Origin of the sequence: Mesorhizobium sp. M8A.F.Ca.ET.181.01.1.1 (genome assembly GCF_004792025.1) — a bacterium.
In the GTDB taxonomy this organism is placed as follows: Bacteria; Pseudomonadota; Alphaproteobacteria; order Rhizobiales; family Rhizobiaceae; genus Mesorhizobium.
Window position 1 is genome coordinate 177,573 of record NZ_SRTV01000010.1, and the last position, 19,540, is coordinate 197,112.

The 19,540-nt window shown below is 62.6% G+C and carries 16 protein-coding genes; 7 read left to right on the forward strand and 9 right to left on the reverse strand.

Features of this window, described 5'->3' with window-relative positions:
• Positions 1-21: 21 nt before the first annotated feature.
• Entirely contained in the window at positions 22-501 is a 480-nt protein-coding gene (locus EN824_RS28765) for an NADAR family protein (protein ID WP_135917363.1), read from the forward strand.
• On the opposite strand, the gene EN824_RS28770 is transcribed toward EN824_RS28765, so the two are convergent.
• The 5 genes from EN824_RS28770 to EN824_RS28790 are packed head-to-tail and all read right to left on the reverse strand — an operon-like array spanning position 498 to position 7,580.
• Complete coding sequence (locus EN824_RS28770) at positions 498-1,436, reverse strand: PfkB family carbohydrate kinase (RefSeq protein WP_135906810.1); 939 nt, start codon at positions 1,434-1,436, stop codon at positions 498-500. The two genes, EN824_RS28765 and EN824_RS28770, sit on opposite strands and share 4 nt — an antisense overlap.
• Positions 1,420-3,399 carry an HAD hydrolase family protein gene (locus EN824_RS28775; RefSeq protein ID WP_135917362.1) on the reverse strand — a complete coding sequence of 660 codons (1,980 nt, stop codon included), beginning with the start codon at positions 3,397-3,399 and terminating at the stop codon, positions 1,420-1,422. The genes EN824_RS28770 and EN824_RS28775 overlap by 17 nt, the downstream gene beginning before the upstream one ends.
• Positions 3,396-4,544: a hypothetical protein gene (locus EN824_RS28780; RefSeq protein WP_135917361.1), complete on the reverse strand. Its 1,149-nt coding sequence runs from the start codon at positions 4,542-4,544 to the stop codon at positions 3,396-3,398. Before EN824_RS28780 ends, EN824_RS28775 begins: the two co-directional genes overlap by 4 nt.
• Position 4,545: 1 nt before the next feature.
• On the reverse strand, positions 4,546-6,450 hold the full coding sequence (locus EN824_RS28785; protein WP_135906807.1) for a hypothetical protein: 1,905 nt from the start codon (positions 6,448-6,450) through the stop codon (positions 4,546-4,548).
• Positions 6,451-6,452: 2 nt separating this feature from the next.
• A complete protein-coding gene (locus EN824_RS28790) occupies positions 6,453-7,580 on the reverse strand; it encodes a hypothetical protein (protein ID WP_135906806.1) in 1,128 nt (375 codons plus the stop codon).
• A gap of 465 nt (positions 7,581-8,045) precedes the next feature.
• Here EN824_RS28790 and EN824_RS28795 point away from each other — a divergent pair, with 465 nt between their 5' ends.
• The 3 genes from EN824_RS28795 to EN824_RS28805 are packed head-to-tail and all read left to right on the forward strand — an operon-like array spanning position 8,046 to position 13,502.
• The gene (locus tag EN824_RS28795) at positions 8,046-8,798 is read left to right on the forward strand and encodes an ImuA family protein (protein ID WP_135906805.1); all 753 of its coding nucleotides are present in this window, start codon (positions 8,046-8,048) and stop codon (positions 8,796-8,798) included.
• Positions 8,713-10,233 carry a DUF6504 family protein gene (locus EN824_RS28800; protein WP_135917359.1) on the forward strand — a complete coding sequence of 507 codons (1,521 nt, stop codon included), beginning with the start codon at positions 8,713-8,715 and terminating at the stop codon, positions 10,231-10,233. Before EN824_RS28795 ends, EN824_RS28800 begins: the two co-directional genes overlap by 86 nt.
• Positions 10,230-13,502 carry an error-prone DNA polymerase gene (locus EN824_RS28805; protein WP_135917357.1) on the forward strand — a complete coding sequence of 1,091 codons (3,273 nt, stop codon included), beginning with the start codon at positions 10,230-10,232 and terminating at the stop codon, positions 13,500-13,502. The genes EN824_RS28800 and EN824_RS28805 overlap by 4 nt, the downstream gene beginning before the upstream one ends.
• A 153-nt stretch (positions 13,503-13,655) precedes the next feature.
• On the opposite strand, the gene EN824_RS28810 is transcribed toward EN824_RS28805, so the two are convergent.
• Entirely contained in the window at positions 13,656-15,356 is a 1,701-nt protein-coding gene (locus tag EN824_RS28810) for a caspase family protein (protein WP_135906803.1), read from the reverse strand.
• 63 nt (positions 15,357-15,419) lie between these two features.
• The gene (locus tag EN824_RS28815) at positions 15,420-16,010 is read right to left on the reverse strand and encodes an SOS response-associated peptidase (RefSeq protein WP_135917356.1); all 591 of its coding nucleotides are present in this window, start codon (positions 16,008-16,010) and stop codon (positions 15,420-15,422) included.
• A 58-nt stretch (positions 16,011-16,068) separates the two neighbouring features.
• On the opposite strand from EN824_RS28815, the gene EN824_RS28820 reads away from it, so the two are divergent.
• Together EN824_RS28820 and dinB are read left to right on the forward strand one after the other, a co-directional pair.
• Entirely contained in the window at positions 16,069-16,575 is a 507-nt protein-coding gene (locus EN824_RS28820; RefSeq protein WP_135917355.1) for an SOS response-associated peptidase, read from the forward strand.
• Positions 16,576-16,633: 58 nt separating this feature from the next.
• Positions 16,634-17,719, forward strand: coding sequence for a DNA polymerase IV (gene dinB, locus EN824_RS28825; RefSeq protein ID WP_135917354.1), 1,086 nt, complete (start codon positions 16,634-16,636; stop codon positions 17,717-17,719).
• Between the two features lie 44 nt (positions 17,720-17,763).
• On the opposite strand, the gene EN824_RS35400 is transcribed toward dinB, so the two are convergent.
• Both EN824_RS35400 and EN824_RS28830 read right to left on the reverse strand, forming a co-directional pair.
• On the reverse strand, positions 17,764-17,931 hold the full coding sequence (locus EN824_RS35400; RefSeq protein WP_189522243.1) for a hypothetical protein: 168 nt from the start codon (positions 17,929-17,931) through the stop codon (positions 17,764-17,766).
• A 354-nt stretch (positions 17,932-18,285) separates the two neighbouring features.
• On the reverse strand, positions 18,286-19,215 hold the full coding sequence (locus EN824_RS28830; protein WP_135917353.1) for a DUF2493 domain-containing protein: 930 nt from the start codon (positions 19,213-19,215) through the stop codon (positions 18,286-18,288).
• A 44-nt stretch (positions 19,216-19,259) separates the two neighbouring features.
• Here EN824_RS28830 and EN824_RS28835 point away from each other — a divergent pair, with 44 nt between their 5' ends.
• A complete protein-coding gene (locus tag EN824_RS28835) occupies positions 19,260-19,478 on the forward strand; it encodes a hypothetical protein (protein ID WP_135917352.1) in 219 nt (72 codons plus the stop codon).
• The last annotated feature ends 62 nt before the right edge of the window (positions 19,479-19,540 follow it).

The window sequence follows — 19,540 nt, forward strand, 5'->3', positions numbered from 1 at the left end:
CAAATTTGCAAGAGGCACATGATGGCAGATGAAATCCGCTTCTATCGAGCCAGCGAGCGGCCCTACGGTGCGTTCAGCAATCTTTATCGGTGCGAAATCGAGTTTGAGGGTCAGCGCTTCGCCACGAGCGAGCATGCCTACCAGGCGGGGAAGCCGCGCAAGAAGGCTGTCCGCGACTGGCTGATGAGTGCGCCGTCCCCGGCATTACTAGCGATGGCCGCGCACGGCCTGTATTATTGGGATGTCGCGCCAGGCTGGTCGGTCGGCAAATTCGACCGAATGCGCGGGGTGCTCCGGGCCAAGTTCGAGCAGCATCCCGACCTGCGCAATCTGCTGCTCTCTACAGGCGATGCTCGTTTGGTGGAGAGCGCCACCGTCGACAATGATGTCAATCGCCTTTGGGGCGAAGTGAACGGGGTCGGCAAGAATATGCTCGGCGTGCTGTTGATGGAGTTGCGCGCGCAGTTCCGCCGCGAAACGCCGGTGGCGGCGGCGGCCTAGGTCGGGAAATCGCGACGCGCATGCTCTAGGATGGACCGCACATAAGAGACGTCGCGCTGCCGGAACACGCCCCGCGCGCCGGCAAATGCGCAATTTTCCGCCGCGAGCCGCTGGCCGGCGACTACGCCGCCCATCAGGTCATGGATATCCAGGGCCGCGAGCCGCGGCGTGGCTCGGGCCAATAGCCAGTCGATCAGCCCGACGCTCACCATGTCGCCTGATCCGCAAGTGTCCGTCACCTGCTTGGCAGGATAGGCCGCACACCAGATCCGCTCACGACCGTGACGGAGTTCGAGGCCATCGGCGCCGTAAGTAACGATCGCCATTGCCGCGCTGGCAGCTACCTTATCGTCGAGCTCGGGGCCCAAACGATCCGAGGAATATTTAAGCACGCTAGTGATCGCGAGCGCTTCGTCGAATAGCGCGTGATCGATGTCGGACGGTTCGAAATAGATTATCGCACCGCCATGGTAAGCCTGCGCCATCGCGTCGAGGATCGCCGGCGACAGGCGATCAGTGTAAAAGAGTGTGCAATTTTCTAACGCGACCATCGCAGATTGCAGCTCCTCGTGGCCGATCGGCTGATAGCGCGGATATTCCTCGAAAGTGTCGCAGCAGGTGAAACTGAAGCTGTGATGGCCTGAACGGGTGTCGAGTTCCTGGCGCAAGACCGGAGAGCGGCGTCCAGGATGACGATGGATGTAGCGTGTATCGGCGCCGGCGATCTCAAACTCGGCAAGCAACTGCTCACCGATCTCATCCAGCCCAAGTGCCAAAACCGGCGTGACCTGCCTTTGAAGCATGGCAAGCGACACGAGCACGTTGCCACACGACCCGCCAAGCGCCTCGGCGGTAAGATCGCCGTCGGCGTAAAGCCGATCGAGCACCGTAAAACCGGTGCCGACGACATCAATCACGTCACGTTGTGGGATCATAATGTTCTGCAATTGCACTTATTTCGGCAAAGCTGTCGAGTCCCAATGAAGACACATCTATACGAACGCATCCGTCACCATCACGTTCCAAGGCCTGGAGCAGGCGCAGCAGCGCCTCGGGACCGGTTAGCGTCTTGCCGAACAGAGTCCAGCAACCGTCGTGGCGGTCGCAGACCGTTCCAACGCTGATCCCATGGGCGTGCGATAGCAACTCATTGTCATTACCATCGCGCCCGCCACTATCGCCGATGCACAAAATTGCTAAGTCGTTCGGCAACGTCTGCCGCACGCGGTCGACGACGCTGAGCTTGCTGGTGCCGGCCGCAAAGAAATCGATGCTGTGGCCTGAGCGCCTAAACCGAACGGCGCCGGACGCGATGGACGGACAGTCTGCGAGAGCCGCCGGAAAGGCCAAGCGATCAGCGAGATTATCGAGCTTGATCGAAATTTGCACGTCGCTGAACCGCCCCTCGAAAGCTCCAGAGAATAATTCGGGATGTGATTCGAGCCAAGCGTAGCTTTGCGCCAGGTCTGGATCGGACGCTGGTCGATCCACCTCGATGTCGATGCTGAGAGGCTGTATATAAGCACCGTTGTAATAGCCGACGAGCACGTGATCGCGCATCGTCACCGGAAGTACGGCGCTCAGCGCCTTGCCACCCGACCCGCCGCGCCCGGTGGCGATCGCAATGCGCACGCCAATCGCATGGAGGCGTACAAGCTCATCGACGATAGCAGTCCGGGGATGTCCGAAACGCTCGTCATCAGAAATGATCGTGCCGTCATAGTCGAGGACGATCGCGCCGACCCGAGCGTCCGCAAGCACGCCGCGTCGCGCGGCGCAGGCAGCCCGGATACAGACGTGATTGTCGGTCACATCATCGCGCTCGAGTGCGGCCGAGCGCTTTTGTCGGACCGCTGGCCCAAGCTCACGCGCAAGAGCGAGTAATCCGTCTTCCTCGTAGAGGTTTCGGCCAAAATCGCCGATACCCGGCTTTCCTGGATCGATGCCGGTCGCGGCCCCGATCGCCTCGACGATTACTAGGCCTTCGACAATCCCGGCCGCTGTGCGCATGCGCCCGGCATTGCCGAAGTCGAAGACATGGCGCCGTAGCGCCTGTGGCAACAGGGAGTTCGCGCGCTCCCATATCTCGCGGCTATCATCGCCGATCAGCCCGAGGATGACGGTTCGTTCGCCTCTATGATGCAGCCAGGTGTGGCGACCATGGGCGAAGTTGCGGAGGTCGGTTCGCTGGATCGGGCACAGCGCAGCCTCCCAGGCGGAGGTCTCGATAAGCTCGGCGACGGCACAAAGCTGGGGATCGGCGACGATCAGCAGGACATCGTCACTCCGCACATCGGCGAGTTGAGCCTGCATGGCCTGCCGGGTTGCTGGGTGCATCCACTCGCGCAGACGTTTGATTACAGCTGCAACGAGCGCCTCGCCCAATGGATCGGCCGATACCAGATCGCTGGCGAACAAGAGTGCGAGGACCGAACCAATGAGCGAATGGGTGGCGAGAAACCCGTCCTTCGCATCGGCGACCGGAATGCTGGTCACTGTGTTGCCAGGGTCTGCGGAGATGGCCTGAACCGCAGCGCCAGTGGCGTTGCGCGTCAGTAGATGGATTTGTGCGGCACCGCGCGAGCGAGCGGCGGCCACACTGGCGATGCTATCGGCATTGTCGGCGCCGGCGCTGAATAACCAGACATCACTCTGCTTAAGTTCGTCGTTGGCGAGGACGAATTCGGCTGGGGTCACTACGTGGGTTGCTGCTTCGAACAGCGTTTCCCTACACCGCGCGAAGTACTGCGCTGTGATCGCCGAGCCACCGGACCCAATCGCCACCACCTGGCGGTGCCGACTTTGCCGAAGCGCCTCGGCCAGCACGCGCAAATCCGCGCTCGCGACCAACTCGGCGGTGCGCAGCAGCGTGTCGAGCTTTTCGGCGAATCGGGTCATACTGCTTTGTCCCTCACTGTCTCAGCGGTATCTGGCGCAGCGGCCGGTGCGGCGGATGCAGCGCCAAGTTCGCTATAGGCAGGGCCGGACAGGAGCAGGTGGACGCGCATGTCGGGTGTCGCCGCGACCGCGGGCTTTTCCGGATCGAAGTCGTAGCGCACAGTCTCGATATACTGGACGGGAAGGTCATGTTCGATCGCGGCCATGAGCGCCCCTGCGGCCATTACACGGCTGCCGACGGGGGAGAGGATGATCGACGGTACGAATACCTGCTCGACCGCGTCGGAGTAGCGTTTGGTGAGTATGCTCAAGGTCCGATAGCAATCCAACGGGTTGGATTCGGAGACATATACGAGATCACGCGGGTCCACCTGCCACTCGTCTACGAGCTGAGCCTCATATTCGGCGATCAGCGCGTCCGCCCGGCGCGGATCGCGTGCCGGGAACGGCACTACCGGACAGATCTTATAGGTGCCGCGGATCGAACGGCCGATATCAGTGAGCGCGCGTGTGCGCCCTTTGGCCAGTTGTGGGACCCAGATTCGCGCGATCTCCAGCTTCGCGTCGCTTTGGTCGGTGCCGGCAAAGCCACGAACGGCAATCGGACGATCACCCGGTTCGCTCGCAATGGCATCGTCCAGCTCTGGGTTAGACGCGATCATGATGTGGAAAGCGATGCCGCAGCTCTCACAATAGTCGAGCAGGAGGCGCGCGGCGGGAAACGCGACGCCGATCGAGAGCGCTGTCATGTCGAGCACGATGTCGGTGGTTTCAGCGGCGATGCTGTGACCACGGATGACCGAAGCGATGCGCGCTCCGGCGATCGGCGCATTATCGTTGCCGAAAATATCAACCGTGGCAATTTCGCAACCGGGCACTAGGCCTCTAAGTAGTACAGCGTTCTGATCGGCCGCCGCGACGAGACTCGCGTCCGGGGTACCTCGCTCCTCCCGGATGAATAGGCCCTTGAGACGTTCACCAAGATGACCGGCGAGAAGCGTCGCGATACCGAGCGATCGGGGGTCGAAGCCCGCGGCGGCCACCAGCAAGCAATGGACGTCTGTGCGCCCAAAGTATTCCCCTGCGAACACGTCGACCTGCGCATCGAAGTGGGCGATGCAGTTTTCCCAATGGTTATGCGCCATCCTAGCCCCCCTGCTCGCGCAGATAGCCAACATCGCGCTCGAGGAAGCCGCCCCGGTGCAAGGTCAGCCCATGCGAGAGTGCGACCACGCCGCTGAGCTCGATGAGGCACCAGTTCTTGCTTCCTTGGCCATAGTCCCGAGTGACCTCGATCGCGCCATGGGCGACGGCATATTTGAGGATGAGCGCAAGCTCGTCGTTTGAGAGTAGAAGCTTGGCCATCTCCTCTTCCAGAACACCAACCGCATTCGCGCCGGCACCGAGACGGGCGTGGGGCAGCAGCGAGACTTCACGGCAGTCCGACGCGATGCCATCGACCATCGCGCGGACACGGCGTGCGAAGGGGAACGCCCAACCATCCATTATTTCTACAGCCTTGGCGCTCAGCACATCCTGTTGTGCACTCGCCGGGAGCGCCAGCGCTCGTCCCCGGATCGCTTGGGTTTCCATGCGTGCGACTAGCGCGCCGGCGAGTTGGAGGAACAGCTCGGCATTTTCGTTGCTTGCGTCGCACAGCGTGTCGAAACCGTAGTGGAAGGCACGCCCGCTCAGCGCGTGGAGGTGCAGCCTGGCGGCCTCGGCGACCGGCGCATTCGCCTTGAGCGGTGTCCGCGGCTCTGGATCAAAGTCCTCGAACAGTGATACCTGCTGATCGGAAACGCGGTTGGCGTAACGCGCCATCAGGACTCGGACCATGGCAAGGGCGACCTCCGGCTCACGGTCGCCAGATTGCGTCCCCGCAAGATAGCCGGCCACCAGTTCCTCGATCGAGATGCGCCGCGCCGGAGTTACGTCGAAGCGCTGCTGATCGCGCTCGACGAGAGCCGCGAGTTCGCGCAGCTTCGCCTCAGACAGGCGTGGTGGTTCGTCGGGGACAAGCCGTCGAAATGGCGGAAGGTTGCGATTGCGGAAGGCGGTGACGCGCGGGAGGTAGCGGTCTGCCATGTCCGCCGCCATGTCGCGGAAGCGCCGCCGCTCCTTGTCGCGGCTTTCGCCGCCCTGCATGAAGATATCGACATAGTCGCGGTCGGGCTTGAGATTATGCGTGGCGACACTACGAGCCGACCGGAACACGGCGCCAGGGCTGAGGGCGTCGAGCCGCATCATCAGCCAGCGTCCGAATTTGATCTCTCGTCGCGCGAGCGCGGTGAAGATCTGCTCGAACTGGTCTGGGTGAAGCGCGTGTACGTCGTCTAGGATAGCGAGCGGCTTGACCGTCAGACGCTCTCCCATCCACGGAATATCGATCTCCTGGATGCATTCGAAAGGCTGATAGGGTTCAGTCGCTGCCTTCGGCAATTTGTCGATGTCGGGCGGCAGCAAGCTCGCTCCGATTGAATAGATGGCGCGCTGCACTTCGAGCGCGCGGTCGCGAATGCCGGTCGCGGTCAGCCCGCCGATCTGCTCGAGGTGCGCTTCCGATGCGTCCCGGGCGATGAAGCGAATCTCCTCGAGCCGGCGATGGTCGCCATTGGTTAGGCCGCGCAGCAGAGCGAGCATAGTGCGCGCCTGGACCAGCCACAGGGCGAGTTTGGTTTTGACGCTGTCCTCATAGGGCAACTCCCAGAAGTCGCGATACTCGGATTCCATAGGAATGCGGACAGCTGCGACCCCGGGTTTCCCGTCTTGCAGAAACCCAGCGCCGGCGAGGGCTATGGAAAGCTGCTTGTTAGTGTCGTTGGTGGGGTCGCGCAGGATCGTTTCGACGAGGCGAAACTCGGCCAGCATGGCCAGCATGGTTTTGCCGCTTCCCGGCGCGCCGACAATGCGGATGGGCAGATCAAAAATGTCGGCCTTGCGAGGATGCTCGGCCAGGAATGTGGTGAGTGGCGCCGGACTCACGATCTCCAGGAAAGTAGTGTCGTCACGAATGTATTCGGTGGCGCGGCGGAGAAATGGATTTGCCATGGTCAGCCGTGCCTATCACGCCGACGAAACAAGGGCTGCATCGCGTGACCATTTTCATTGGTCGTTTCCGCCCAGAGTAGTGGAATGCTGTTGTTAGGTGTGTTGTGCTCAAGGATAAGCGGCAAGGCGCAGTCGGCATAACCCATCTTGAGATCGGCCTGCTCTGCCTCGCCAGCATGTTCGATCAGCCGAAGGTAGAGAGCGTGATTATAGTACTTTTCGCAAAGCGCGATGACGGCGTCGTCAGCGCCTGGATTGAGTTTGAGCGAGGCGGGCAGCAAGGTGCCCTGGGTCACATCGATTGACCCGAAGGTTCGGTCCGCCCATTCGAGATTGGCCAATTTGGTGCGTTGGAGTAGCGCCTCGTGCGCCTGGGTGGTCGAGATATAATGATGAATATGCAGCGCGTAATTCTCGACGATCGGAAAGGTCTTTCCCTGTGCCTCAACCGCCTTGCGCGCACCGATCAGCATGTCGTTGAATTTTTGCAGCTTGCCCTTCCACTCGCCATCCTTGAAGCGAATGAAGGTCGTACCTGAGCCGGTGAAATCGTCGATCAGGTAGACATGCTCGAACTGCTCGTCGCCAGCGTCGGCTTCCTTGATTTTCTTCGCAAGATCGAGCCATTTCTCGATGCCGATATTCATCATCGGCACGACCTGCTCCTGGGTGATGCGGCCGCTGTTGGCGCGCCGCATGATGTCGATACGGCTGCCGTCGCTCATGCCTATGAATAGCGAGCGTCGCTTAATCCGCTTGAAGGCTGCGACCCCATCGCTGCTGCCCCAAACCTCATGGGGTGGGATGCCGGCCTGCTTGGCGGCAAGGCGCCGCAGATGCGGCGTCACCGTTTCTGGATAAAAGGCCTCGATCACGCGATAAAGCTCTGCATTGGAGATGTAGACGAGCCGGTGCTTAATGAAATCATAGGCCGTCTGGCGGTCCTCGGCATCGAACTGTTTCAGCCAGATTGCCAGGTTTTCGATAAAGCGGGATCCCGCTCGGAAATCGCTGTAGCCGTCATATTTAGTCGAGGCCATTAGCCGCAGCCAAGTATACTCGGCCGTCGCCACGCCGTCATCGGTCCAGTTCATGATTTGCGCAATAAGGCGCAGGCCGAGCAGGTTCATCGGCACCACACCGTAACATGTTCAAATATCGTCTCGCGCACGGAATCTCCCCCTGGAGAGTTTGTAGCGAATTGCACATCGTTGGCAAAGCAATTGAGTCGCGCTTTCAGTGGAATGATGCGTACTCTCGAAATGGAGGAGAAATCGATCAGATTATGCTGCGACTACGGCTTCACACGTCAATCGGCCCAAAGCTACGATTGGGAACGCCCAAAAAAACAGTGAACGAGTGAATGCGGCAGGAATACTGAACGATCGTCTGCTTCTGGAGTCGCGCTATGACGGGCTGAACGGCTGAGATGAGGCTTAACGCCGCCCTTGTGTTGTCGAAGCAGCCTGTAATTTCGCAAGCGGCGCCGCGAAACACGCCAGCGGCTCGCTGATGCCCACTTGACTCTCGTTCACCAATCGTAGAACAAATAGAGAACATTCTTATATACGCTTTCTTGGAGGTCAACCACCATCTTGCGGCCGGAGCCCGCCATAGAGTCATTGCGCGCGCGGATCGAGAAGATCGAGGGCCGAGGCCGGCGCGCCATATCTGTACTTCCTTTCGGAATAGCCGAAATCGACGCACGACTCCCGGGCGGCGGACTGGCGCTCGGCGCGCTGCATGAAATCGCAGGCGGCGGCAATGGCGCCATCGACGGTGCGGCAGCAGCGCTGTTCGCCGGCGGTGTGGCGGCGCGAACGCGGGGCAAGGTCTTGTGGTGCATCACCCGCCCAGACTTGTTCGCCCCAGCGCTGGCGCAGGCCGGCCTCAAACCTGACCGGGTCATCTATGTTGAGGCCGGCGACGACAAGACGATCCTCGCCTGCATGGAGGAAGGCATCCGGCATGGCGGGCTGGGCGCGGTCGTCGGCGAGGTCGCGCGCCTGACCATGACCGCTTCGCGGCGGCTGCAGCTTGCCGCCGAGGAAGCGCACACGATCGGCATCGCGCTGCGGAGATGGCGGCGGCAGGCGGAGGCGGCCGATTTCGGGCAGCCGACGGCAGCCATGACACGCTGGCGCGTCTCGGTCCTGCCATCGGCGCCATTGCCTGTACCTGGCGTCGGCCGTCACCGATGGCTGGTCGAATTGATCCGCGCCCGCGCGGGCGAAAGTGCCGATTTCGAATTGGAGGCGTGCGATGGCACGGGTTGTCTCGCTGTTCCTGCCGACCTGGCCGACCGACAGGGTGCGGCGCAAGGCCGGCGATGGGGCGCCTCCAGCTGAGGCTCCGCTCGTCCTGATCGGCCGCGATAAAAACAGGCGCTTGGTGCTCGCCGCCGACGCCGCCGCACTCGTCGCCGGCCTGCGCCCCGGCATGCCCGTGACGAAGGCGCAGGTGCTGGTGCCGGACCTCGCGATCCAGGACGCCGATCCGCAAGCGGATGCCAAGGCGCTCGAGCGGCTCGCCGTCTGGATGCTTCGATTTGCACCGATCCTAGCGCCCGACCCTCCCGACGGGATCGTCATCGACACGACCGGCGCCGACCATCTCCATGGCGGCGAGGCCATGATGCTCGAGGGCATGGTCGGACGTCTGGCCATGTCCGGCATCGTCGCCCGCGCCGCGATCGCGGACAGCTGGGGTGCGGCGCATGCAATGGCCCGCTATGGCGGCCATCGCATCCGCATCGCACCGGCCGGCCATGGTCAATCGATCCTCGAACCGCTCGCGCTCGAGGCGTTGCGGATCGCGCCTTCGACGGCGGCCGAACTGCGCAAGCTAGGCTTCCAACGGATCGGCGATCTCCTGAAACAGCCGCGCGCCCCGCTTGCGTTGCGCTTCGGTCCGGAGATCGGCCGTCGTATCGATCAGGCCCTTGGCGCCGTCGCCGAGCCGATCGACCCGGTTCGTCCGCCGGACATCATCGAAGTCCGCCGCGCCTTCGCCGAGCCTATCGGCGCGGCCGAGACAATCGCGCGCTACATCGGCAAGCTCGTCGCCCAGCTCTGCAACCTGATGGAACAGCGCGGCATCGGCGCGCGCCGTCTCGATCTCATCTGCCGGCGCGTCGACAGCCATGCCCAGGCGATCCGTGTCGGCATGGCGATGCCCGTTCGCGATGCCAAACGGTTGACGCGGCTGCTCTGTGACAAGATCGAGACCATCGCGGCCGGCTTCGGCATCGAGATGATGATCTTGGCGGCGACGGCGGCTGAGCCTCTGGAGCGCAGCCAGGCCGTGAGTTCCCTCGTCGAGGAGACCGTGCCCGACGTCTCCGAACTCATCGATACGCTGATGAACCGCGTCGGCGAGCGCGCCGTCTATCGGCTTGCACCCGTCGCCAGCGACGTGCCGGAGCGTTCGGTTGGCAAGATTCCGGCGATGGCGGCCGACACCGGCGCGAGCTGGCCCGGTCACTGGCCGCGGCCCTCGCGCTTGCTGGCGCAGCCGGATCCGGTCGAGACGGTGGCGCTGTTGCCCGACCATCCGCCAGTGTCCTTCACCTGGCGAGGGGTGCGCCGACGCGTGAAGCGCGCGGACGGTCCGGAGCGGGTCTTCGGCGAATGGTGGAAGCGCGACGCCGAGCTTGTCGCGGTGCGCGACTATTTCAGGGTCGAGGACGAAGCCGGCGAGCGCTACTGGCTCTACCGCGCCGGCGACGGCGAGGATGCGGCAACGGGCTCGCACCGCTGGTTCCTGCACGGAGTGTTCGGATGAGCGAGGTCCGTTATGCCGAATTGCAGGTCACCTCGCATTTCAGCTTCCTGCGCGGCGCCTCCTCGGCCGAGGAGTTGTTTTCGCAGGCAGCGCTGCTCGGCATCGAGGCGCTGGCCGTCGCTGATCGCAACAGCCTCGCCGGCATCGTGCGTGCCCATGAGGCCGCCAGGACGACTGGCGTGCGGCTCATCGTCGGCTGCCGGCTTGACCTCGATGACGGCACGTCGCTGCTTGTCTACCCAACGGATCGCGACGCCTATTCCAGGCTGTGTCGGCTGCTCTCGCTTGGCAAGGGACGCGCCGGAAAAGCGAAATGCCGGCTGGCGTGGAGCGACGTCGTCGCCTATGGCGCCGGCCTCATCGCCGTTCTCCTGCCCGATCTGGCCGATGAGACCCTGGCGCTGCGCCTCAGGCACCTGCGCGAGGCATTCGGCGATCGGGCGTACATGGCGCTGACGCTCAGGCGCCGGCCCAACGATCAGCTTCGCATCCACGACCTGGCGGCACTTGCCCTCAAGATGAAGGTGGCGTGCGTCGTCACCAACGACGTGCTCTTCCACGAGCCAGGCCGCCGCACCATGCAGGACGTTGTCACCGCGATCCGGCACAATGTTACCATTGACGCGCTCGGCGACCGCCGCGAGCGGCATGCAGACCGCCATCTCAAGCCGCCGCAGGAGATGCACCGGCTTTTCGCGCGCTACCCGGAGGCGCTGGCGCGCACCATCGAGATCGCCAACCGCTGCCGCTTTTCGCTCGACGAACTCGCCTACCAATATCCGGAGGAGCGCGACGACCCGTCTTTGACACCGCAGCAGGCGCTCGAAAAGCTGACCTGGCAGGGCGCCGACTCCCGTTACCCCGAGGGTTTGCCTGACAGCGTCATCGCGTCACTGCGCCACGAATTGCGGCTGATCGAGAAGCTCGATTATGCGCCCTACTTCCTGACCGTGAACGCCATCGTTCGCTTCGCGCGGTCGAAGGACATCCTTTGCCAAGGCCGTGGCTCGGCCGCCAACTCCGCGGTCTGCTATGTGCTCGGCATCACCTCGATCGATCCCGGCCGCAACGATCTCTTGTTCGAGCGTTTCGTCTCCGAGGAACGCCGCGAGCCCCCGGATATCGACGTCGATTTCGAGCACGAGCGGCGCGAGATCGTCATGCAGTGGGTGTTCGACACCTATGGCCGTGACCACGCGGCATTGTGCTCGACGGTGGTCCGCTATCGCACCAAGGGCGCGCTGCGCGATGTCGGCAAGGCGCTCGGCCTGCCGGAAGATCTCATCCGCACTTTGTCCGGCCAAGTTTGGGGCTGGTCTGAAGAGGGCGTCGAGGAACGCCATGTCGAGGATCTAAACCTCAACCTCGCCGATCGCCGCCTGCGGCTGACGCTCGACCTCGCCCGTCAGTTGATGGGCGCCCCCCGCCATCTCAGCCAGCATCCCGGCGGCTTCGTGCTTACCCACGACCGCCTCGACGACCTGGTGCCTATCGAACCGGCCAGCATGAAGGACCGCCAGGTGATCGAATGGGACAAGGACGATATCGACGCGCTCAAATTCATGAAGGTCGACGTGCTGGCGCTCGGCATGCTGACCTGTATGAAGAAGGGCCTTGATCTTCTCGCTGACTGCAAGGACATCCGGCTCGACCTTGCGACCATCCCGGCGGAGGATCCGCGCACCTATGCCATGATCCGCAAGGCCGATACGCTCGGCACCTTCCAGATCGAGAGCCGGGCGCAGATGTCCATGCTGCCGCGGCTGAAGCCGAGGACCTTCTACGATCTGGTGGTGCAGGTCGCGATCGTTCGTCCCGGGCCGATACAGGGCGATATGGTCCATCCCTATCTGCGCCGGCGGGAAGGCCTGGAGCCGGTGCATTATCCGAAGCCGGAGCTCGAAAAGGTGCTCGGCAAGACGCTCGGCGTGCCGCTGTTCCAGGAGCAAGCAATGCGCGTCGCCATCGAATGCGCCGGCTTCACGCCGGGCGAAGCGGACATGCTTCGCAAATCGATGGCCACCTTCAAGTTCACGGGCGGGGTTTCGTCATTCAAGACGAAGCTGATTGAGGGCATGGTAGACAATGGCTATGAGCGGGGGTTCGCCGAGCAGACCTTCAGGCAGCTCGAAGGTTTCGGCTCTTATGGTTTTCCTGAGAGCCACGCCGCCTCATTCGCGCTGATCGCCTATGCCTCGGCCTGGCTCAAATGCTGGCACCCGGACGTTTTCTGCGCTGCACTCCTGAACAGCCAACCGATGGGCTTCTACGCACCGGCGCAGATCGTGCGCGACGCGGCCGCGCACGGCATCGACATCCGGCCGGCCTGCGTCAACGCCTCGCGCTGGGAGTGCACGCTCGAGCCTGTTTCCGATGACGCAGGCTTCGCCGTTCGGCTTGGGCTGCGTATGGTGCGCGGACTTGCCAACACCCACGCCAGCAAGATCGTCACGACACGCGCCGATCAGCCGTTTGCCTCCGTCGACGATCTCTGGCGCCGCGCCGGCGTGCCGCAGGCCGCACTTGTCCAGCTCGCGGAGGCCGACGCGTTCCGGCCAGCACTTGGTCTCGCGCGGCGCGAGGCGCTGTGGGCGATCAAGGCACTGCGCGACGAACCCCTGCCTCTATTCGCTGCTGCGTCGGCCAAAGAGGCCAAGATCGTGCCCGAGATCAACGAACCGGCGGTGGCGCTGCGACCGATGACCGCCGGCGGCGAGGTCGTGGAAGACTACCGCCACATCGGCCTGACGCTGCGCAGCCATCCGATCTCTTTCCTTCGTAATGACCTGCGCCGCCGCAGCATAGTTTCCTGCGCAGAGGCGATGGAAGCCCGCGACGGTCGATGGCTGGAAGCGGCGGGCATAGTGCTTGTCCGGCAGCGCCCGGGCTCGGCAAAGGGTGTGATGTTCATCACGATAGAGGACGAGACCGGAATCGCGAACCTCGTCGTCTGGGCGAAAGTGTTCGAGCAGCACCGGCGCACGGTGCTGTCGGCGGGCATGGTCGCGGTCCGGGGGCGCATCCAGCGCGAAGGCGGGGTGGTCCACCTCGTCGCTCGCAAGATCAGCGATCTATCAACCGAGCTCGCCAGCGTCGGCGAACGCGAGGGCAGCTTTCCGGTGCCGTACGCCCGCGGCGACCAGATATCCAATGGCGGCTCCGGGCCCGATCCGCGCGAGCTACCGCCCAAGGGGCTGCGCAGCCGCGATATCTATATTCCCGATCTTCACATCGACAACATCAAGGTCAAAACGCGGGATTTCAGGTAGGCTGGGTCCGACAGCTCGGGATCATTTGAAGGCGTTGGAATCCCGGGTTAGATTCTAACGATCTTTTGCCCGACAGACGAAGCTCCTCTCCCAGCTGGATTGCATATCAAGCGGGATTGTATCGGACCGGAACCAATTCAAGCCTTTGCCGGATCAAGCTTCGAAGAAGGTGACATCGCCGCTGCCGCCGACCACCGCGAGCTCGTGATCGGAGAAAAAATGGACGCCAGACACGATCGTTGAATTACCGGAGCCGACATCGAGTTCTTGAATCACTTGAAGATCGCGCGTGTCGAGCAGAACCACGCTGCTCTCTTGCGTCGCGATCGCAAGGATCGGCAGCGTGGGCGCGTGGGCGCACGCGTGATAGTCCGGGACTTTCAAACTCTCGGTGAGTGCCCTGTGCACGCGCCGCTTTAATTTCGACGGCTCGAAGATGAACAGGCGGATAGCCTCGTCCTCCGCGAAGTTAAGCAACCGCGCACGAATGCCTGCGGCAGTTTTGAAACCCCGGTCTGGAAGGAGTTCCGCAATCACCTGCCCCGACCGGTCCAGCTTCAATGCGACGCCCCCTTGGCCTACAACAAAAACGCAGTCGCCGTCTGGGGCGACCGCCATCGCGTTGACATGATGCCTGACCGTAGCGATCTCGCTTATGGGTGTGTTCAGATTTTGCGGATCGATTTCGCAGATTCTGCCATCGCCGCCAGCGACCCAGACAAGACCACCAGGCATGTAAGTGCAGCAGTAGACGTCAAAGCCTACCTCATAGCGAGCGACCTCCTCGATATGGTGGATATCAACTCTGAGGCAACTGACAATACCGTTGCCGAAGTAGGTAATGCCATTCGCCGACGGGGAGGCAGTCAACCCGAACGAATGCTCCATTTGGAGGTCCAGTAGAGGTTTATTGCCAGCGCCCGCTACGTACAGCGCGCCGCTTGAGCCGGCGAGCAGAAGCAGCTTGTCGCAATATGCCGCCCCCATTAGGTGGTCCTTGCCGTGATATCGAACTTTCGCAAAGCCACCGATGCCAACGCTCCAGGACATTGCGTCGCCAACTCCAACGATGAGGGTACGGCGCGTAGTGTCGGCCGCTGCCCAGGCGCCGACACTGAAATGCTCGGGGTTGGGCACGCCATGTCGTTGGATCGCTGCGAAACGCGGCAGGTCGGTAAATGAAAGGGTTCGTGCGAGGCTGGAATAGGTCCAGGGCTGCTGATCATTTCGTTGAGCGACGACGTCCTGCGACACGCGCCGGAAGCACTCATCCACAGTGAGGCTGTGATCCAGCAGATGGCGGCAGAGAGCGTTTGAGAATGCGCTGCCCATCCCTTTGGCGCCGTCGCCAGCGTCCCTCGTGGCGCTCGTAGCATAGGCCAGCAGAAGGTTTGACCAACTGCGTTCGTCAGCGACCAGCTCCTCCAGATCGTTCGACGTGCGCCTGGCTTCGTCGGGATCGTGCGGCCAGTTCCGGCACGCATCGAGCACGATTATGCGGGACGCAGCGCCGCCCGTGGCCTCCACGAAGGTGTTCAAACTTGTGGCGGTGTAGCGCAGGCCAGCGGCGGTTGGCGGGAAACAGAAGTCGATCGGGAGGAAATAGCCCCGACCATGGCGTTCGACGGCATGCCCGGCCAAAAAGATCACCGCGAGTTCCGCTGTCTGCGCCAACTCCTTAAAGTTGGTGAGGGCGGCGTCTATAGCCGCCAGGCTAGGGTCAAAGACGGTCGTCACGGCAAAGCCGCGATCGCGCAGCGCGTCAGCGGCGTGACCTGCATCGCTTGTCGCGTTCTCCAACTCCTGACCCGGATAAGCGATTGCTCCGATCACAAGCGCGTGGCGTCCGTTCATGATTTTGCACCCAGCGCTCCAGCCCGCCGCAGATGAGCTGCCGTAGCCAACCCCGACTCGACGTTAGCCGACCTGCTCGACGGTGAGCGAGCCAGCTTGGAACGACCTGATCAACGACTTTGCCGAGACCAGCGGATCGAGCCAGCTCGCCCAGTCCTTCCGGTCTAGTATCACGATCTGCCGGTCATGATAGGGGGCGATGTCCGGACCGGGTTCCATCGTAAGCATCGTAAACGCTTCACCGACATCATTGGTCTCGCGCCAGATTCCGGCGATGCAGAAGATCGGCTCGTCGCGCTTGGTGAAGAGCCACTTGTCCTTGCGCTTCTTGCCCTTCTCCGTTGGATCGGTGAACTCGTAAAAGCCATCGGCGGGAATGAGGCAGCGCTTCGAGGCGAACTCGCGACCGTCCGAGCGAAAGTTGTAGACCGGCCGCTTGTTTTGTCCGGGCCAGCTCCACCGGCGCTGAACCAGATCACCCTCCCCGCTCGCCCCGGCGACCGGGCGAATGATCGGCCCTGGATCCGTTATCTTGATATCCTCGCGCGCCTCGATGTTCGGCGCGCCTTCGCTGAAGCGGATCTTGATCTTGAGATCGGCGAAGTCCTCGACGATCGAGGCGACATCCACCATCAGCCGATAATCGTTGCACATGTGTCACCTGTTTCCCGGCGTTGCGCGTCAATCATGTTCCTGTTATGTTCTTTTGACTATGAGCGCAAGAGTTTTCGATTCCGACGCACCGCTCGACGAACGCCGCGTCATCATAAGACGCTATGGCGGCGATGTTGAGATGCTGGAGCTGCCGTGGGGACTCCAACCCAGGGAAGCGGGCGGGCGACCTTTCACGATCGTGCGCGCAGAGGACCGATCGTTTCCGAGCCATCGCTGCCTGGTGCCGGCGTCCGAATTCCGGCACCGCAGCCAGGGGAAGAACTGCAGCTTTCGCCTCGCAAGCGGTGACTGGTTCTACTTCGCCGGCGTCTGGCGGCCAGCGACGCGGGATTGGCCGGAAGCCTACGCAATCCTCACGATCCAGGCCAACGATGATATTGCGCCCTACCATGACCGCCAGATGGCGGTGCTGCGCCGGGACGAGCGCACGGCTTGGCTCGACATGACGCATCCGGAACATGAAGTCCTTCGTCCCCTTCCCGGGAGAAGCTTTGCGATTTCGCGTCTCCGTCAGGGTCGTATGCAGGCTGAATTTGCGATCTGAAGATTGTAGCATCCTTCAGCACGAAGCTCAGACCTTGCCGAAATGACATTGCAAGCAAATGGCCCCTGAACACAGCGCCGACCCGCGCAAGATCATCCATGTCGACATGGATGCGTTCTACGCGTCGGTCGAACAGCGCGACGATCCGGAACTCCGCGGTAAGCCGCTTGCCGTTGGTGGAGCGGCTGCCCGCGGCGTCGTGGCGGCCGCGAGCTACGAGGCCCGCGCCTTCGGCGTTCGCTCCTCGATGCCTTCGGTCACGGCAAAGCGCAAATGCCCCGAGCTGATATTCGTGCCGCCCCGCTTCGAGGTCTACCGGGCAGTCTCAGCTCAGATCCGCGAGGTGTTTGCCGAACATACCGACCTCATTGAGCCGCTGTCGCTCGACGAGGCCTATCTCGACGTGACGCAGAACCGGCTCGACATTGCGTCTGCCACGACGATCGCCGAGATGATCAGGGCAAAGATCCTGCTGGTGACCGGTCTCACCGCGTCCGCCGGCATTTCGTACAACAAATTTCTCGCCAAGATGGCGTCGGACCAGAACAAGCCGAATGGCCAGTTCGTCATCACGCCGCGCCACGGGCCCGCGTTCGTGGAGACGTTGCCGGTCAAGAAATTTCACGGTGTCGGACCCGCGACCGCCGCGAAAATGGAAGCGCTCGGCATCGTGACCGGCGCCGACCTCAAGGAGAGGTCGCTTCCCTTCCTCCAGCAGCATTTCGGCAAGTCAGGGCTCTGGTACTATCAGATCGCGCGCGCCATCGACGAACGCGCGGTCGAGCCGGATCGGCCGCGCAAATCGATCGGCGCCGAGGACACGTTTGCAGCCGACATCGTCGATCTCGAAGCATCAATCGCTGAACTCAAGCCGCTGGTCGCCAAGGTCTGGGGATACTGTGAAGGCAAAGGCATCCGGGGCCGCACCGTCACGCTGAAGATCAAATTCGCCGACTTTCAGCAGATCACGCGCAGCCGCACGGTGGCAGTGCCGATCGAACTTCCTGACTTCGAACATCTCGCGACCGATCTCCTGAGGTCTGTATTCCCGGTGCAGAAGGGAATCCGGCTGTTGGGCGTCACGCTTTCGTCGCTCGGCGATCTGCTGCCGCCCGATCGGCGGCAGCTGCGGTTCGAATTGTAGGGTGTCTCTACGGCAGGGGGAAAGCCGGCTGCAGGCTCTCCGGATCAGCGCGCGTGTGGATCGATTTCGCGGACGATCTCGGAGGCTTCTCCTTCATACTCGTCGGCCGGCACGACGGTCAGCGTACCATCGCCGGCGCGGAAGATCACGATGCTGACCATCAGGCTGGTGGCGAGGCTGAAGGCGAATGCGTTGGCTTCTACGAGGGACATTTTCCGGCTCCTGTTCTGGAAGCGGGGGCGATCCCCGCGTGACAGGCGCCCGATGTGTCCGGCCGAGGGCCGCAATCACCGTGAAGGCAAGGCCGAAACGGCGGCACGCTTTGCGTAGTCCGACCCTTTATGGGTTGATGGCACCAGGCCCTTGGACCGGATCAAGGAATTGCGCCGACAAACGCGGGAACGGTCCCCTGTTCTCCATGCCAGGACGAGATGAGATGTGAACCTGATGGTTCGCCGCCTTGCCTTCAAACGACGCCACATCGGCAGGAGCGGTCGTCCGATCAATGCGTCGGGAGCAACAGAAATCACAGCGCATGACTTGCGGCGAGCGGGCTGGTGGCCCCTTTACGTGGCGCCGAACTTCATCACCGGAATGCCGAGCCTGCGGGCCTTGTCGGCGAGGTTGTCCTGAATGCCCGAGCCGGGGAAATGAATGACGCCAATCGGCAAGGTGTCGAGCATGGCGTCGTTGCGCTTGAAGGGCGCAGCCTTGGCGTGCCTCGTCCAGTCCGGTTTGAAGGCGATTTGTGGCACCTTGCGGCTATGAGCCCATTTGGCCGCGATCAACTCGGCACCTTTTGGTGATCCGCCGTGCAGCAGGACCATTTCCGGATGCTTGCCATGGACCTGGTCGAGCTTGGCCCAGATTAGGCGATGATCGTTGAAATCGAACCCGCCGGTGAAGACGACTTTCGGTCCGGGTGGCAACAGCAGCTGGTTGTCCGCATGCTTCCTCGCGGCAAGGAAGTCCCGGCTGTCGATCATTGCCGCGGTCAGGTGGCGATGGTTGACGACAGAACCCGAACGCGGACGCCAGATCGAGTGGGTGTGCCGCTCGTAGTGCTCGGCGGACTGGTCGCGCATCAATTCGAAGGCGTTGCGGCGTTCGAGCAGTGTCTGACCTTGGGCGATCTGCCGCTCGAGTTCGACCGACTTGACCTCGGATCCATCCTGTTCGCGTTGCAGCCGTTGCTGGCAAAGCTCGTTTTCATCGAGCTCGCGTTCGATCCGCTTGGTCGCGCGATGGAACAGATTGACCGTGCCCCACAGCAGCTCCTCGAGGTCGGGTTCAAGGCGTGTGTCGGCCATCGCCACCAGGAGAGCATCGAAGATGTCGGCGATACTGGCCGCTATGACCCGGCCTTCGGGCAGCGGGCGTGGATCGGGCTCGTCGTCGAAGGGACGGTAGCCGTAGAGCTGAAGCTCCTGAAGGACGTGGTCGGTGGGTGATGATGCGGGTTGCGGCTCGAAGTCGGTATCGTGCTCGGTGCTCATGGCGGCTTGCCTTCGTGGGATCGGCCGCGCCCATCGCGGCCTTCATGGCGACGAAGGCGACGGACGATCCGGACATGCACCCGCAGCGTCAGCGCAGGGCCGGAACGAACGTGAAGGATGGCGAAGCCCGGCTATTTTGTCTCGCGATGGAAAGGCCCGAAGAGGGGGCCCTGCGCATCGCGCGGGGTGGCAAGGGCCGCCGGAAAATAGCCGGGCGCAGCCATTGCCTGTCCGGATCGGCCGTCGTCCGATCGCCCTCTTGAAGGCCGTGGGTCGGCCCTCGCCCGAGCGAAGGTCCGCCTGCGCACCCCCGCCACGTGTCGCC

What these genes read in the sequence shown, in the direction of transcription:
- EN824_RS28810 (WP_135906803.1), bottom strand. Translation starts at nt 15,356, where the DNA reads ATGAACGGACGCCACGCGCTTGTGATCGGAGCAATCGCTTATCCGGGT.
- dinB (WP_135917354.1), top strand. Translation starts at nt 16,634, where the DNA reads ATGGCCCCTGAACACAGCGCCGACCCGCGCAAGATCATCCATGTCGAC.
- EN824_RS28770 (WP_135906810.1), bottom strand. Translation starts at nt 1,436, where the DNA reads ATGATCCCACAACGTGACGTGATTGATGTCGTCGGCACCGGTTTTACG.
- EN824_RS28785 (WP_135906807.1), bottom strand. Translation starts at nt 6,450, where the DNA reads ATGGCAAATCCATTTCTCCGCCGCGCCACCGAATACATTCGTGACGAC.
- EN824_RS28800 (WP_135917359.1), top strand. Translation starts at nt 8,713, where the DNA reads ATGGCACGGGTTGTCTCGCTGTTCCTGCCGACCTGGCCGACCGACAGG.
- EN824_RS28790 (WP_135906806.1), bottom strand. Translation starts at nt 7,580, where the DNA reads ATGAACCTGCTCGGCCTGCGCCTTATTGCGCAAATCATGAACTGGACC.
- EN824_RS28815 (WP_135917356.1), bottom strand. Translation starts at nt 16,010, where the DNA reads ATGTGCAACGATTATCGGCTGATGGTGGATGTCGCCTCGATCGTCGAG.
- EN824_RS28780 (WP_135917361.1), bottom strand. Translation starts at nt 4,544, where the DNA reads ATGGCGCATAACCATTGGGAAAACTGCATCGCCCACTTCGATGCGCAG.
- EN824_RS28820 (WP_135917355.1), top strand. Translation starts at nt 16,069, where the DNA reads ATGAGCGCAAGAGTTTTCGATTCCGACGCACCGCTCGACGAACGCCGC.
- EN824_RS28835 (WP_135917352.1), top strand. Translation starts at nt 19,260, where the DNA reads ATGGCGACGAAGGCGACGGACGATCCGGACATGCACCCGCAGCGTCAG.
- EN824_RS28830 (WP_135917353.1), bottom strand. Translation starts at nt 19,215, where the DNA reads ATGAGCACCGAGCACGATACCGACTTCGAGCCGCAACCCGCATCATCA.
- EN824_RS28765 (WP_135917363.1), top strand. Translation starts at nt 22, where the DNA reads ATGGCAGATGAAATCCGCTTCTATCGAGCCAGCGAGCGGCCCTACGGT.
- EN824_RS28805 (WP_135917357.1), top strand. Translation starts at nt 10,230, where the DNA reads ATGAGCGAGGTCCGTTATGCCGAATTGCAGGTCACCTCGCATTTCAGC.
- EN824_RS35400 (WP_189522243.1), bottom strand. Translation starts at nt 17,931, where the DNA reads ATGTCCCTCGTAGAAGCCAACGCATTCGCCTTCAGCCTCGCCACCAGC.
- EN824_RS28775 (WP_135917362.1), bottom strand. Translation starts at nt 3,399, where the DNA reads ATGACCCGATTCGCCGAAAAGCTCGACACGCTGCTGCGCACCGCCGAG.